Source organism: Clostridium manihotivorum (assembly GCF_004015185.1).
GTDB lineage: Bacteria > Bacillota > Clostridia > Clostridiales > Clostridiaceae > Clostridium_AR > Clostridium_AR manihotivorum.
This window is the reverse complement of the sequence record NZ_CP025746.1, coordinates 1,112,907-1,127,666: the sequence shown is the minus strand read 5'-3', so window position 1 is coordinate 1,127,666 and position 14,760 is coordinate 1,112,907. Positions and strand designations below refer to the sequence as shown.

13 protein-coding genes are annotated in these 14,760 nt (G+C 32.2%); 4 read left to right on the top strand and 9 right to left on the bottom strand.

Going from position 1 to position 14,760, the window contains the following annotated elements; translation table 11 throughout:
* Positions 1–221 precede the first annotated feature (221 nt).
* From argB to C1I91_RS04935, 7 genes are all read right to left on the bottom strand, one after another.
* A complete protein-coding gene (gene argB / locus C1I91_RS04965; RefSeq protein WP_128211682.1) occupies positions 222–1,079 on the bottom strand; it encodes an acetylglutamate kinase in 858 nt (285 codons plus the stop codon).
* 24 nt (positions 1,080–1,103) lie between these two features.
* Positions 1,104–2,321: a bifunctional glutamate N-acetyltransferase/amino-acid acetyltransferase ArgJ gene (argJ, locus tag C1I91_RS04960; protein ID WP_128211680.1), complete on the bottom strand. Its 1,218-nt coding sequence runs from the start codon at positions 2,319–2,321 to the stop codon at positions 1,104–1,106.
* A 153-nt stretch (positions 2,322–2,474) separates the two neighbouring features.
* Positions 2,475–3,518, bottom strand: a complete 1,044-nt coding sequence (argC, locus tag C1I91_RS04955) for an N-acetyl-gamma-glutamyl-phosphate reductase (protein WP_128211678.1) — start codon at positions 3,516–3,518, stop codon at positions 2,475–2,477.
* Between the two features lie 12 nt (positions 3,519–3,530).
* The gene (gene argH / locus C1I91_RS04950) at positions 3,531–4,916 is read right to left on the bottom strand and encodes an argininosuccinate lyase (protein ID WP_128211676.1); all 1,386 of its coding nucleotides are present in this window, start codon (positions 4,914–4,916) and stop codon (positions 3,531–3,533) included.
* A 10-nt stretch (positions 4,917–4,926) separates the two neighbouring features.
* The gene (locus C1I91_RS04945; RefSeq protein ID WP_128211674.1) at positions 4,927–6,132 is read right to left on the bottom strand and encodes an argininosuccinate synthase; all 1,206 of its coding nucleotides are present in this window, start codon (positions 6,130–6,132) and stop codon (positions 4,927–4,929) included.
* A 350-nt stretch (positions 6,133–6,482) separates the two neighbouring features.
* A complete protein-coding gene (locus tag C1I91_RS04940; RefSeq protein ID WP_128211672.1) occupies positions 6,483–7,781 on the bottom strand; it encodes a hemolysin family protein in 1,299 nt (432 codons plus the stop codon).
* Between the two features lie 559 nt (positions 7,782–8,340).
* Positions 8,341–8,757 carry an RrF2 family transcriptional regulator gene (locus C1I91_RS04935; protein ID WP_128211670.1) on the bottom strand — a complete coding sequence of 139 codons (417 nt, stop codon included), beginning with the start codon at positions 8,755–8,757 and terminating at the stop codon, positions 8,341–8,343.
* Between the two features lie 207 nt (positions 8,758–8,964).
* On the opposite strand from C1I91_RS04935, the gene C1I91_RS04930 reads away from it, so the two are divergent.
* The 3 genes from C1I91_RS04930 (at position 8,965) to C1I91_RS04920 (ending at position 10,845) form a co-directional block, all read left to right on the top strand.
* The gene (locus C1I91_RS04930) at positions 8,965–9,510 is read left to right on the top strand and encodes a glutathione peroxidase (RefSeq protein WP_128211668.1); all 546 of its coding nucleotides are present in this window, start codon (positions 8,965–8,967) and stop codon (positions 9,508–9,510) included.
* A 406-nt stretch (positions 9,511–9,916) separates the two neighbouring features.
* Entirely contained in the window at positions 9,917–10,399 is a 483-nt protein-coding gene (locus C1I91_RS04925; protein WP_128211666.1) for a glutathione peroxidase, read from the top strand.
* 2 nt (positions 10,400–10,401) lie between these two features.
* The gene (locus C1I91_RS04920) at positions 10,402–10,845 is read left to right on the top strand and encodes a MarR family winged helix-turn-helix transcriptional regulator (protein ID WP_128211664.1); all 444 of its coding nucleotides are present in this window, start codon (positions 10,402–10,404) and stop codon (positions 10,843–10,845) included.
* Between the two features lie 67 nt (positions 10,846–10,912).
* Here the strand turns inward: C1I91_RS04920 and C1I91_RS28015 are convergent, their stop codons facing one another.
* Positions 10,913–11,056, bottom strand: a complete 144-nt coding sequence (locus C1I91_RS28015; protein WP_164880444.1) for a hypothetical protein — start codon at positions 11,054–11,056, stop codon at positions 10,913–10,915.
* A gap of 93 nt (positions 11,057–11,149) precedes the next feature.
* Positions 11,150–12,430: a helix-turn-helix transcriptional regulator gene (locus C1I91_RS04915; protein ID WP_164880443.1), complete on the bottom strand. Its 1,281-nt coding sequence runs from the start codon at positions 12,428–12,430 to the stop codon at positions 11,150–11,152.
* A gap of 405 nt (positions 12,431–12,835) precedes the next feature.
* On the opposite strand from C1I91_RS04915, the gene C1I91_RS04910 reads away from it, so the two are divergent.
* The gene (locus tag C1I91_RS04910) at positions 12,836–14,686 is read left to right on the top strand and encodes an urease accessory protein UreH domain-containing protein (protein WP_128211661.1); all 1,851 of its coding nucleotides are present in this window, start codon (positions 12,836–12,838) and stop codon (positions 14,684–14,686) included.
* The last annotated feature ends 74 nt before the right edge of the window (positions 14,687–14,760 follow it).

Genomic DNA, 14,760 nt, shown 5'->3' with positions numbered 1-14,760 from the left:
ACTGCCACCTAATCAAAAGCAGCAACCTATAATGTCTGCTAAAGCCTTGAAAAATCAATAAATTCTTAAGAATTTAACAATTAAACAATTTAAAAATATTACAATATAAAAATTAAAATTGTTATATTTCTACCCTTCAATATCTTATGAAACTTTTAGCTGATACCTCTACATAAGATGCACAAAAAATCTGTAAGTATATAATCTTGCATTAAGTAATGCTAATAAATCATAGTTCCTATTCCTTCATCAGAGAATAGTTCTATAAGTACTGAGTGAGGAATTCTTCCATCTAATATATGCACTCTCTTAACACCGTTCCTTATAGACTCTACGCAGCTTTCAATCTTAGGTATCATTCCTCCGCTTATCACTTTCTCTTCCATAAGCTCTGGGATCTCTCCCACTCTTATTTCTGAAATAAGCGTCTCTTCAGAATTTGGATCTCTTAATAGGCCAGGAACATCTGTAAGCAATATAAGCTTTTCTGCCTTTAAGGCTGAAGCTATCTTAGCCGCTGCTATGTCACCATTTATGTTATAAATCTTTTCGTCTTCCCCTATACCAATAGTTGCTATGACCGATATATACCCTTGCTTTAAGCTATTATCAATAACTTCTGTATTTACCTTTTTCACTTGACCTACAAAACCTAAATCCTCTTCACCCTTAACTTTTTCAGTCAAAAGCATATTGCCATCTATACCACATAGTCCAATAGCTTTGCCACCTAGGGAATTGATAAGAAATACAAGCTCCTTATTAACCTTCCCAGCTAAAACCATTTGTACTACATCCATTGTTTCTTCATCGGTATATCTTAATCCATTTATAAACTTAGGCTTTTTCCCCATCTTTTCTAAGAATATATTTATCTCTGGCCCGCCACCATGTACCAAAACTACGTTTATACCAACACAACTCATAAGTATTAGATCATTTATTACCGCTTCTTTTAAAGTTCTGTTTTTCATGGCACTTCCGCCATACTTTATAACTATTGTCTTACCATAATAATCCTTTATATATGGAAGAGCTTCTATAAGGGTATTAGCCTTTTTAAAATCTATATTTGCCAAAGTTGTCACCTCTTTAAATAACTATTAAGTTCTATAGTCTCCGTTGATTCTCACATATTCATAACTTAGGTCACAACCCCAAGCAACAGCTTCTTCCTCACCCATTTTTAAATCAATTATTATGGATATTTCACTTTCACCTAGTACTAACTTTGCCTTTTCTTCACTGAACGGTACAGGCCTACCATTTTTACATACTTCTAAGTATCCTTTTATACTGTCAAAGGATACATCAACCTTATCTACCTCTAAAGGTTCATCTGAGTATCCTAGAGCACATAGAATTCTTCCCCAGTTTGCATCAGCTCCAAACACTGCTGTCTTAACCAGACTTGATTGAATAACTGTCTTTGCAAGAGAAGCTGCATGCTCCTCGTTTAAAGCACCTTTTACATAGCATTCAATCATCTTTGTAGCACCCTCACCGTCTTTAGCTATAAGTTTAGCAAGCTCAGTACATACGAAAGTTAGTGCATTTACAAACTTATAATAATCTTCATCTTTATCTGTTATCTTTGTGTTTCCAGCCATTCCATTTGCCAGAACTGATACCATATCATTTGTACTAGTATCTCCATCTACACTTATTCTGTTAAAGCTTTTATTGGTAGCGTAAGAAAGAGCTTCCTTTAACAATCTTCCGTCTATGCTTACATCTGTAGTTACAAAACCAAGCATAGTTGCCATATTAGGATGTATCATTCCTGATCCCTTAGCCATAGCCCCTATAGTTACTTTTTTATCTCCAACTTTTATAGAGACAGCTACTTCTTTTTTTATAGTATCTGTTGTCATAATAGCTTCTCTTGCATCTATATTTCCATTTTTGTTTATGCTGTTAACAAGTTCATCCATACCACTCTCAATGGCTTCTATATTCAGAGGAACACCTATAACACCTGTAGATGCAACAACAACATCTTCTTTACTTATTCCAAGTCTTTCCGATACTAACTCAGCCATTTTGTTGGCTTTAATAATTCCGTCCTCGCCTGTGCAGGTGTTAGCATTTCCACTATTCACTATGATAGCTTGAGCCTTATAATCTAAAAGATTTTTCTCAGTAACTAGTATAGGACAGCCTTTTACTTTATTCTGAGTATATACAGCTGCTGCATCGCATATCTTTTCTGAATATATCAGTGCTAAGTCCTTCTTTTCCTTTTTCTTTTTAAGTCCACAATGTATACCTGAAGCTACAAAGCCCTTTGGCGCTGTAACTCCACCTACTAAAATATCCATTATTAATCCTCCTTCTATAGATGCACATCTTCATTTAAAATTGTATTTTCAACTTCTCCAATCTTAATCCATCAGAGTTTTGAAGATAGACTTGAGATTCAAATGTACATCTTTATCTGAAATACAGTTTCCTTAAGAATAAAAAATTAGATGCTAAAAAGCTGGTGCCAAGAATTCTAGTCCCTTATTCTCAGGGTACCCCATCATTATGTTCATATTTTGTATAGCTTGCCCTGCGGCCCCTTTAATCATGTTATCTATCACTGAGCATAGTATTAGTTTATTTGCCCTTTCATCAAAGTGAACTGATATCTGACAGTTGTTTGACAGGGTTACTGACTTTATTGATGCTATCTGTCCTTTAGGCAATATATTCACAAATTGCTCATTGTTATAAGCTTCAACTAAGGTTTCATAAACTTTATCGTAATTAGTCGCCTCACTTAATTCACAATATATAGTTGAAAGAATTCCTCTATTTACCGGTATGAGATGTGGTGTAAATACAACTCTTATCTCTTCTCCAAAGGCTTTGCTTAAGCTTTGCTCTATTTCAGGAATATGTCTGTGAACTCCTCCGACCTTGTAGGGAGATATATTTTCATTACTTTCTGCATAATGAGAAGTCAAAGAAAGTCCTCTTCCAGCTCCTGTTACCCCTGATTTTGAATCTATTATTATCATATCCTTCTTAATCAGTTTGTTTTTTAACAGAGGAATTAAAGCCAAAGCAATTGATGTAGGAAAACATCCTGGATTAGCTATTATTGGAGATGCTTTAATAAGCTCTCTATTTACTTCACAAAGTCCATAAACAGACTTTTCATGAAGACTACCATTTAAGAATTTTTTCCCATACCATTTTTCATATTCACTTTCATCTTCAAGTCTAAAATCCGCTCCTAAGTCCACTACTTTTTTCCCTTGTGCTAAGGCAGTGTCAGCGATTTCTTCGCTTAGGCCATGAGGTAGAGCTAAAAAGAGCAGTTCACTTTTAGCTATGACCTCATCAACACTCTCACATATTAGGGATGTATACCCAAGTAAATTTGGATACACATCAGTAATTTTCATTTTTTCAAAGGAAGAAGAACTAATAGCTGCGACCTCAACTTCACTGTGAGTAAGCAGAAGTCTTAAAAGCTCTATTCCAACATATCCTGTAGCTCCTATTATTCCAACCTTTAACTTGTTCACCTAACATCCCCCTTATAGCTTTTGCTCTTTTTTAATGAAATATTTTAAATTGTCTAATTGTATGCTTACAGAGGATTTACTTGGTCCTCCTATAACGTTCCTTCTTTCAACACAGGATTTAAGATCTAAAACCTCATAGATATCCTTGTCAAACAATTCTGAGAACCCTTTAAATTCCTCTAAGCTTAGATCTTCCAATTTTGTTTTCTTTTCAATGCAATAAAAAACCAGCTGTCCAATCACCTTATGAGCATCTCTAAAAGCCATGCCTTTGTTTACTAAATAGTCTGCTCCATCGGTAGCATTGGTAAATCCTTCACCAGCTGCATCTCTCATTCTTTCTTTATTAACCTTCACCGTTGAAAGCATGTCACTGAATACATCTATACATAATTTAACTGTGTCTAAACTATCGAAAATAGCTTCTTTATCTTCTTGCATATCCTTGTTATACGCTAATGGAAGCCCCTTCATCATAGTTAAAAGAGTTATAAGCCCACCATAAACTCTTCCAGTCTTTCCTCTTACAAGTTCTGCCACATCAGGATTCTTCTTTTGAGGCATTATGCTTGAACCAGTTGAAAAGCCATCATCCAACTCTATGAATCCAAATTCTCCACTGCACCAAAGGATTATTTCCTCGGAAAACCTAGATAAATGCATCATTATTATTGCTAAAGCGCTATTAAGTTCTATTACGTAATCCCTATCAGATACCCCGTCTAAACTATTCATAGTAATGTCATCAAACCCCAATTGCTCCATTACCATATATCTATCCAAAGGATAAGTGGTTGCCGCTAATGCACCACTTCCCAAAGGAGAAAAGTTCATTCTCTTATAACAATCCTCCAGCCTTAGGTAGTCTCTCTTAAACATCTCACCATATGCCAAAAGATGATGTGCAAAGGTTATAGGCTGAGCTTTTTGAAGATGAGTATATCCTGGCATTATTGTTCCCATATTCTCTGAAGCTATGTTATATATGGAGGTTTCCAGCTTGATTAGTAAGCTTTCTACTTTTTTAATTTCCTTCTTAACATACATTCTCAAATCTAAGGCTACTTGATCATTTCTGCTTCTCCCTGTATGAAGCTTCTTTCCTACTTCACCTATGTTCTTTATCAGCATTGTCTCCACATTCATGTGTATGTCTTCAGCATCCACTGAAAATTCAACTTTACCTTCTTTTATATCAGCTAATATAGCACTAAGTCCTTCAACAATCTTTTCCATATCATCAAAAGAAATAACATTACAGCTAGCGAGCATTTTTGCATGAGCTATACTTCCAGTGATATCTTCTTCATATAATCTATAGTCAAACGATATGGAAGAATGAAATGCATTAACTAAACTATTTGTTTCCTTTTGAAATCTTCCACCCCAAAGTTTCATAAATTACCTCCTATTTTTTTGAAAGCATTGACTTAACTGTTATTGGTAATCCGAATAAGTTTATGAAGCCTTCTGCATCCTTTTGGTTATATACTTGATCAGCTCCAAAGGTTGCGATTTCTTCACTATACAATGAATAAGGTGATGTTATTCCTGCATTCATTATGTTACCCTTATAAAGCTTTAGCTTTACATCTCCTGTAACTGTTTCTTGTGTCTTATCTACAAAAGCACTTAAGGCTTCTCTTAATGGAGTAAACCAAAGACCAAAGTAAACTAACTCACCAAACTTTGTAGCTACTAATTCTTTGTAGTGAGAAGTCTCTCTATCTAAGCATAGAGTTTCTAACTCTTTATGTGCATAATATAAGATAGTTCCTCCTGGAGTTTCATATACACCTCTAGACTTCATTCCTACTAATCTATTTTCCACAAGGTCAACAATTCCAATACCATTTTTTCCACCGATTTCATTAAGCTTCTTTATTATCTCAACAGGGCCGTATTCAACTCCATCTATCTTCTTAGGTATTCCTTGTTCAAAGGATATAGTTACATAAGTAGGTACATCTGGAGCTTTTTCTGGAGATACAGAAAGTTCAAGAATCTTATCATAATCTGGTTCATTTTCTGGATTTTCTAAGTCTAACCCTTCATGACTTAAGTGCCATAGATTTTTATCCTTACTATAGTTTGTTTCTCTTGTTAGGGTTATAGGTATATTTTTCTCTATTGCATAATCTATCTCTTCATCCCTGGACTTTATGTTCCACTCTCTCCAAGGTGCAATTATCTTCATACTTGGTGCAAAAGCCTTAATTCCAAGTTCAAATCTAACTTGATCGTTTCCTTTTCCTGTGCATCCGTGAGCTATTGCATCAGCTCCAACATTTTTTGCTATCTCCACTAGTCTTTTAGCTATTATAGGTCTTGCAAATGATGTTCCTAAAAGATATTTCCCTTCGTATATGGCATTTGCCTTAAGACAAGGGAATATAAAATTATTGACTAACTCTTCTTTTAAATCTGCAACATAAAATTCGGAAGCACCTGTATTAATAGCTCTATCTCTTAAGCCTTCCAATTCATCGCCTTGACCAACATCTCCTACTACAGCAACTACTTCACAGCCATAGTTTTCCTTAAGCCAAGATATTATTATAGATGTATCAAGTCCACCTGAATATGCTAAAACTACCTTATTTAATTTCGCCATTAAAAACACCCTCCAACATTTTCATTTTCAACATGTTATAATTATACATACAAACCTTATAATTATGCAATACTTTTGAATAAAAATTCTATTTATTTTTTACGCTTATACATTTTATAAAGGCTAGGAATCACTGAGCCACATTATGTAAAGCAATTCATAGTCAAATAAAATCTTCAATGTTATATTCATTAAGTAATAGCTTAGATTAAAATGCATAAATATAAAATCTTTTTTACTCTTTAATTTATATTGTGCTTTTTATATGCATAATATATACTTAATAAAAAAGTTGCTAAAGCACATAATAAAAAGCTACCACAAGAATTAAATTCTTGTGGTAGCTTAAACTATCTCTGGATAAATATCTTTACCCGTTCTACTCTCTTTTCGCTCATCTCTTCTATTTTTAAGATTACATTATCATACTCAACTACTGAGTTTTCTATGTCTTTAGGAATTGTTCCTAAAAGTTCCAGTACAAAACCACCAATAGTATCTGTATCTTCTGAACTCATGTTAAGGTGCAGTATTTCATTCACTCTATAGATAGATAAAAGTCCGTCTACACTATAGGTATTATCATCTATCTTCCTTATTTCTTGCTCATCTTCGTCATATTCATCTGATATATTGCCCATAACCTCTTCCACCAAATCTTCTAAGGTTACTATTCCTGAAAAGCCACCATACTCATCTATTAAAATAGCCATATGGCTTTTTGTTTCCTTTATGTCTTTAAACAATTCATCAATATGCTTTGTTTCTGGTACAAAATAAGGCTCTCTTATTAAACTTTTGATTTCTATATCATCTATGTCCTTAGTTATAAACTGACTAAATATGTCCTTGGTATAAAGAATACCTATTATATTATCTATCTCATCTTCATATACTGGAATTCTTGAATACTTTTCGCTTACAATCTCCTCGATTGCATCTGCTATTTTTACGTTGGCATCTAGCATAAACACTTCTGTTCTCGGAATCATAACTTCCTTAGCTAACTTATCATCAAACTTAAAGATTCCGTTTATCATTTCTCGTTCAGTTTCATTTATAACTCCATGCTCTTTTCCAACTTCTATCAAGGACTTTATTTCTTCTTCAGAGACTCTTTCCTCCATGTTGTTCATATCTATACCAAAAAGTCTTATTAGCAAATTAGTGGAAAAGGATAAAAATCTTACAAAAGGTACCGTTACCTTAGATATCATAACTATAGGCTTTACAGTAAACATAGCAACTGACTCTGATTTCTTTAGCGCTAATCTTTTTGGGAATAACTCCCCAAGCACTAAGGTAAAATAAGATATCACTACTGTTATCAAAACTAATGCTATCTGATCACTATAAGGTATATTATATTTATGCAAAAACTTGCCAAAGCTATTTGATAAGCTTGTTGCTGCAGATGCACTGGCAAAAAATCCTGCAAGAGTTATACCGACTTGGATCGTAGCAAGAAACTTACTTGGTTCCTGAGTAAGATTTCTAAGTAATATAGCTTTTTTATTTCCCTTATCAGCTAAAAGTCCTATTTTATTCTTATTTAACGATACTATGGACATTTCTGCAGCTACAAGAAATGCATTTATAGCAATTAAAACTACTACTAATAAAATGCTTATAATTAAATTTTCCTCCATAGCATCCTCCCTTAAAGTATATATATAGATGTACTACCTCATATTAAAGTTTATATTTTCCATTGAAGTGGCATATCTTTATTAATTACTTTCATAATTATACTAGTATTTACTAAAACAAAGATTTATATAAATTATAGTTATACAATTAGTTAAAAATGTACATAACTATTATCTCATAATTTTTTACTATTATCCATTATATCCACAGTAATCATATTAATAAAAATTGATCAACATATTATGGATATTTATCCACAGCTTTATAAAAATATGATATTCTTATTAAAAAGACCATCGCTCTCATTCTACTTTGCGAATATTTTAAACTTAATGATTGTCATAAAGAATAAAAAAGTCACTGAAACGACCTTCTTCAGTGAGCTTTTTTTGCGCATCTGCCTTTCCGAATGTATATGAGGAAAATCTGGCAGGCGAATATGGTTTATTTTTTTACTGTTTACCCTAAATAGCTGTTATAATCCCTTGATATTACTAGGCTTAGCTATCCAAAAATTTTATACTTTCCTTAACAGTAAAAAAATTAGGGTATATAACCCTAATTAACTTTTCCATTCATTATATCATCAAAAGTTATGCCATTAAGCTGTTCGCTTACTATGTTTTGAATCTTATTTAATGCGTTATGTAATTGACACTTTCCGGCTCTATTAGCATTACAAACCTCAGGCTCTCCGATGCACTTTGCCACATAGGTAGGACCATCTATAGCTTCTATAACATCATTCAAGCGAATTTCTTCTGGAAGCCTCGCTAAAGAATACCCTCCATTAACCCCTCTATAAGAATTAACTATCTTGGCATGAGTTAATTTTCTTAGTATCTTAAGTAGAAATCTTATAGGAACCTTTTCATGTTCTGATATTGATCTAGCTTCTATTTTTGTACCATAATCTAGCTTACAAAAGTATAAAACTACTCTTAATGCGTAATCTACTTCTTGCGTTATCTTCATAATACTACCCCTTATAAGGTTTTAATTCATGACTAAATATAGCATTAATAGGTCTAAAAGTCAACGTTTCAGTTAATTATCAAAGCTTGTGAAATTTTTAATAAAAAAATAAAAATATATATTTACAATACATTTTTTTCATGCTATTATGTGTGTATGCAATTCGATTTGATACAATTTAATTTTACTAAATAGGAGATGTTATAAATGAGTATTTATGATTTTAAGGTTAACAATATCGACGGAAAAGAAATAGAACTATCTCAATATAAAGGTAAGGTTTTAATAGTTGTTAATACTGCAACTAAGTGCGGCTTCGCTCCTCAACTTGAAGATTTACAAAAATTATATATAAAATATAAAGATAAAGGCTTAGAAATATTAGGATTCCCTTCAAATCAATTTGAGAATCAAGAACCTGGTTCTAATGATGACATAAAAAATGTTTGTTCTATAAATTATGGGGTTACATTTAATATGTTTGAAAAATCAGAGGTAAGAGGAAAAGAGACTTCTCCACTATTTAAATATCTTACTTCAGAAAAACCTTTTAGAGGCTTCAATCTAAATGATCCAGAGCAAAAGTTCTTCAATGCATTTTTAGAAGAAAAATATCCTCACTACCTATTAGATGACTCTATAAAATGGAACTTCACTAAATTCTTAATCGATAGAGATGGAAAGATAATAGGAAGATTTGAATCTCCTGTTGACCCACTTAGCATGGAAAGTTATATAGAGGCTTTATTATAATTTATATAGATTACAAATCATCAATATTATAGATATATAGATACTCTAGTATTTATAGGGTTGCTTTACGAAAACTTAATTTATACTTGTTCGATAATCTCGGCTTCTGGGGATTATTGGGTATATATAAATTAATAGTTGAAGTTTGAACCCTATAGTTAATAAGCTGCATCAAAATATCTTTTTATATGAACAATTATAATAAGGCTTTAGCAGTATTATTAAATAATACTTAGAAATAATATATCTATAGAAAACTTCTTCGGTATAAAAAAATATCTAATTTTAACAATTTATCACAATTCGTTTATTTGTATTTACATATAAATATATCAGTGATATATTTATATTATCAATTAAATTTTACGCAATTCAATTAAGTTCAATATTATTGGAGGTATTAAAAATGAGTATATATGATTTTAAAGCTACAGATATAGATGGTAAAGAGGTTGACTTTTCTCAATATAAGGGTAAAGTATTACTTATAGTAAACACTGCAAGTAAGTGTGGACTAACTCCTCAATTCGAAGAGTTAGAAGCTTTGTATAAGAAGCTTGGCAATGAAAAATTCGAAATTCTTGGGTTCCCTTGCAACCAATTTGCTAGTCAAGATCCAGGAAACAGTGATGAAATTAAGAGCTTCTGCATGTTAAATTATGGAGTAACTTTCAAAATGTTTGAGAAGGTAGATGTAAATGGTGAAAACGCTCATCCAATATACAAATACTTAACTTCTCAAAAAGGCGGAGTTTTAAGCAAAGCAATAAAGTGGAACTTTACTAAATTCTTAGTAGATTCAAATGGAAATGTAGTAGACAGGTACGCACCAACTACAGTTCCTTCAAAGATTGAGGAGGATATTACTAAACTTTTAAAGGACGTGTAAACATGAATGAGAACGAATTAAAAGATGAAATGTTAAAATTAGATAACCAATTATGTTTTGCTATCTACGCTTGTTCTAAAGAGATAATAAAAGGTTATAGACCTTTTCTTGATAACTTGGGTCTTACTTATACCCAATATATAACATTACTTGCTCTTTGGGAAAAAGACGGTGTAACTGTTAAAGAATTAGGAAACAGACTTTATCTTGATTCTGGTACTTTAACTCCTCTACTTAAAAAGCTAGAAGCTTCTAATTTAATAGTAAGAATCAGAGATAAAGAAGACGAACGAAACGTAATTATAAAGCTGACCGAAGAAGGAAGAAATAAAAAACTATCTGCTGAATGCATTCCTTATAAATTGCTGGAAAACACTAAACTTTCTCCTGAGAAACTTGAAAGCATCAGGGAAAGCATGAAAGCTCTATTAGAATCGATGAAGTAATATAATAAAGAAGGTGTGCAAAACTATTCTTATAGTTTTGCACACCTTCTTTTTAGCTAAATAAGTATTATAAGTCACCAGGCTCAGGCCATTGAATATATGTGGTTATAGGACTTCCTATATTTTGAGTACTTACATTAGAGATTGTAGGAATAACTAAAGTGGCAATAATAGTAATTCCTAATATTACCTTTGATAAGTTTCTTTTCATATCGCACACACCTTCCAATATTTATATATAATTCTATTATATTACACCAATTTTAATATTACATTAAAATAATAAGCCTAAAAGTATATTTTTTTATATAAGAGGTTCAATCTCGTTTAGCAACCTTATTGATTCCTCATGATTGCCTTGCAACGCCTCTACATGAGCTAGTTTATATATAGCAAAGCGCTTACCATCAGTTAAGTTATTAGTCTCTAAGGTATCTAGCAGCCTATACATTTTGTCCTTTATCTTATCATAGTCCTTCTTTGTCTCTAATACACTAACTAAATCCCTATAGTTTTCTATAAGAGCCTCAAACCTCTTATATTGTTCAGCCATATCAATAGCTAGCTCGAATAACATTAAACTTTCCTCATATAAACCTTGTTTAAGAAGCACTTTTCCTTTAAGCCCTAAAACATGTGGTAGAGTAGGCTTGTCGCATTGAACTTTTAGGCTTTGGGCTAGGCTTATGTATTTTAAGCTTTTTTCAAAATCCTCTTTTTTATAATATATCTCTGATAGGTTAGTATATATTAGTGCAAGCTGTGGCAAATTTGTATTACCTATAATCTTTTCTAACATATGAAATTCATGTTCTGCATCATCTAATTGATTTGTAACAGCCATTATTGATGCTCTTGTCAACATAGCTTTGATAGATATATTCTTATCAACTTTATTCTCTGCACTTAATATAGTATTCTCTATTATATCAACAGCTTGTTCATATTTAGCGATTTGTGAATACACTAATGCTAAAGAATAACTAGCTTTATAGTAAGCCGCTAGGTTTTCTACCTCTCTAGCGTAATATATAGCTTGCTTATAAAAGAAAACTGCGTCCTCAAAGCAATTTTTTCTTATCTTACATAGACTGAGGCTCATATACACTTCTATTTGCTCTTTCTCCAATTTAAGCTCTTTATATTTTCCTAGAGAATTATTTAGAGCTATAAATGCCTGTGTATAATCATTATCGTTAAGATATTTTATGCCCCATATTTTATACGTATACGCCATTAAGTCATCAAGTTCAAATTTCTTTTCTATCTCTGCAAGCTCCTCGAGTTCTTCATAGCTTAGAGATTCAGCACTTTGCAGTTCACGCTCACAATAATATCGTGCGTCCTCCATAGGAGTTCTAGAAAAATACTCGTCATCTAAGTTTAAGTTGGCACTTATTCTTTTAGCTATCTCATTGAATCTCTCCACTAATAACTTAGAACTCTTTTTGCTTACCGTTCTTTTACCACTTTCCATCATGCTTATAAAAGCTCTAGTCATATTGATACATTCTAATTGTGACTGATTAACACGAAACTTTTTTCGCATTAGTCTTATTTTCTCGCTTGGACTATAAAATTCCAATTTAAATCCCCCCTTTATATATTCACTCATGACCGAGACATCGTGATACATATATTAGTAATTATACATTAAAATTACATATTTTGTATATAGAAGAGAAAACTTTGTTAATACATCAAAATTCTATATAGTTTTGTTTCATAAAAATTAAAAATTCTCAAAAGTACGGCTTTTTTTTATTAAATTCTTCATATTAAAACATAAGAAATGCAGTTTAAATGTTAAATTGATAATGTAGTCTATATACATATCTGTTCAAAAATATAACATCATAATGTTTTTATCTTCATACTAACTTCATATAAAATGGATATGATTATTAAGGATGCGGTACTTTTAAGCTAAATTTTATTTATAGAATCACGCATCTACTAATTCGCAATAAATTTTTAAGGGGTGATACCAATGGCTATTAAGGTTATTAACCTTAGTGTTAAAGACATGACTTGTACTTCTTGTGAAAATAGAATATCTAATTCATTAAAAGAACTAACTGGCGTAATAGAAGCTAGAGCTAGCTTTAAAAACTCATCGGTTTATGTAAGATTCGATAACGAAAAATGCTCCTATGGGAAAATATGCTCTACTATAGAAGCAGCAGGCTACAATGTAGTTGGTGATATCTCTTCAAACTCTAACTTAAAAAGTAATGCCAATAAAAAAGAAATATTACCAATCCTCGCAATTATATTAATAGCTTTTGTATTTATAAGGTTTGGCCAAAACTCTATCGGATTTGATATGAGCTCTAAGCTTGGTACAAATACTACATATATTATGCTATTTGTAATAGGTGCATTTACCTCTATTCACTGTGTTGGAATGTGTGGTGGAATAATGCTCTCCCAAAGCATTTCAATAAAAAATACAAACAAGTATTCAAACCTTAAACCCGCTTTACTGTACAATGCAGGTAGATTAATATCCTATACAATTCTCGGTGGTATTGTAGGGGCTATAGGTTCAGTGTTCTCAATAACCATTGGTACACAGGCTTTAATATCCATAATTGCTGGAGTATTTATGGTCATAATGGGCTTTAACTTAGCTGGCTTTAAATTCTTTAGAGGAATAAATATTAAGCTCCCATGGTCAAGCTGTAACACAAAAAAACTAACTTCTGGTAAACCATTAATCGTAGGTTTAATTAATGGATTAATGCCTTGCGGACCTCTTCAAACAATGCAGCTATATGCACTAGCTACAGGAAGTGCTTTTAGAGGAGCAACTTCAATGTTTATCTTTGCTTTAGGAACCATCCCATTAATGCTTGTATTTGGTGTAGCAGCAAGCTTTATCAATAGTTCTAACACTAAGAAGCTATTAAAGGTTAGTGGTGTAGTTGTAATATTGCTTGGCTTCATAATGGCAAATAGAGGCTTTACACTAATGGGCATTAATATATCCCCTATGTCTTTTATAAATTCTAGAACTCTAAGTTCTAATGTAAAAATGTCTGATGACAATAAAGCAAAAATGGCAGATGGCAAACAGTTAATTAACTTGACGGCTGATGGTAAAGGCTATACACCAAATGTGGTTTTCCTACAAAAAAATGTACCTGCAAAGCTCATAATAGATGGCAAGCAAATAACTTCTTGTAATAATGAGATAGTTTTTCCAAGCCTTAATATAAGTAAAAAGCTTAAAGCTGGAGAAAACATAGTTGAATTTACACCATCAGATAAAGACATAGACTATAGCTGCTGGATGGGTATGATATCAGGAAAAATAAAGGTAGTAGATAATATTGACAGTGTATCTAAAGAAGATGTATCTAAAGCTCAAGCGGACCAAGGTGCTTCTTCTGCTGCAGGAGGGAGTTGCTGTGGACCTTCTGGAGGTGCTGCACAGGAGCCAACTCTATATGGTGTTCCTATATCACAAGTTCCTACAGATAAGATAGTTGTAAAGGCAAAACTTAATGGAATTAACCAAAGCATCACTGTTAATACAAATTCAAACGACTTCGATCCTTTAGTATGGGTATTTAAAAATGGCCTTGAGGCTAAAGTAACTCTTGATTTAAAAAATATGAAAGATTCTGACGGGCAGTACGACATAATAGAATCCACTAAAAATACAAAAGTTAATAGCTTTACTATCACCAATGGAAAAGGAACTTTGGATATGAAATTTGATAAAGAAGAAACTTACTTTATTCAGAGAAACTATACAATTTATGGTGTAATAAAGGCTGTTAATGACTTTGATAACGTTGATTTAGAGAAGATAAGAAGTGAGGTAATTAATTAGTATACCTACAAAGTCTATATATTCTTTGTAGATTTTTCAACACCTGCCTCTTTTGAATATAAGTTAATAAGTTT

What these genes read in the sequence shown, in the direction of transcription:
- argJ (WP_128211680.1), bottom strand. Translation starts at nt 2,321, where the DNA reads ATGGATATTTTAGTAGGTGGAGTTACAGCGCCAAAGGGCTTTGTAGCT.
- argH (WP_128211676.1), bottom strand. Translation starts at nt 4,916, where the DNA reads ATGAAACTTTGGGGTGGAAGATTTCAAAAGGAAACAAATAGTTTAGTT.
- C1I91_RS04945 (WP_128211674.1), bottom strand. Translation starts at nt 6,132, where the DNA reads ATGGCGAAATTAAATAAGGTAGTTTTAGCATATTCAGGTGGACTTGAT.
- C1I91_RS04940 (WP_128211672.1), bottom strand. Translation starts at nt 7,781, where the DNA reads ATGGAGGAAAATTTAATTATAAGCATTTTATTAGTAGTAGTTTTAATT.
- C1I91_RS04935 (WP_128211670.1), bottom strand. Translation starts at nt 8,757, where the DNA reads ATGAAGATAACGCAAGAAGTAGATTACGCATTAAGAGTAGTTTTATAC.
- C1I91_RS04930 (WP_128211668.1), top strand. Translation starts at nt 8,965, where the DNA reads ATGAGTATTTATGATTTTAAGGTTAACAATATCGACGGAAAAGAAATA.
- C1I91_RS04925 (WP_128211666.1), top strand. Translation starts at nt 9,917, where the DNA reads ATGAGTATATATGATTTTAAAGCTACAGATATAGATGGTAAAGAGGTT.
- C1I91_RS04920 (WP_128211664.1), top strand. Translation starts at nt 10,402, where the DNA reads ATGAATGAGAACGAATTAAAAGATGAAATGTTAAAATTAGATAACCAA.
- C1I91_RS28015 (WP_164880444.1), bottom strand. Translation starts at nt 11,056, where the DNA reads ATGAAAAGAAACTTATCAAAGGTAATATTAGGAATTACTATTATTGCC.
- C1I91_RS04910 (WP_128211661.1), top strand. Translation starts at nt 12,836, where the DNA reads ATGGCTATTAAGGTTATTAACCTTAGTGTTAAAGACATGACTTGTACT.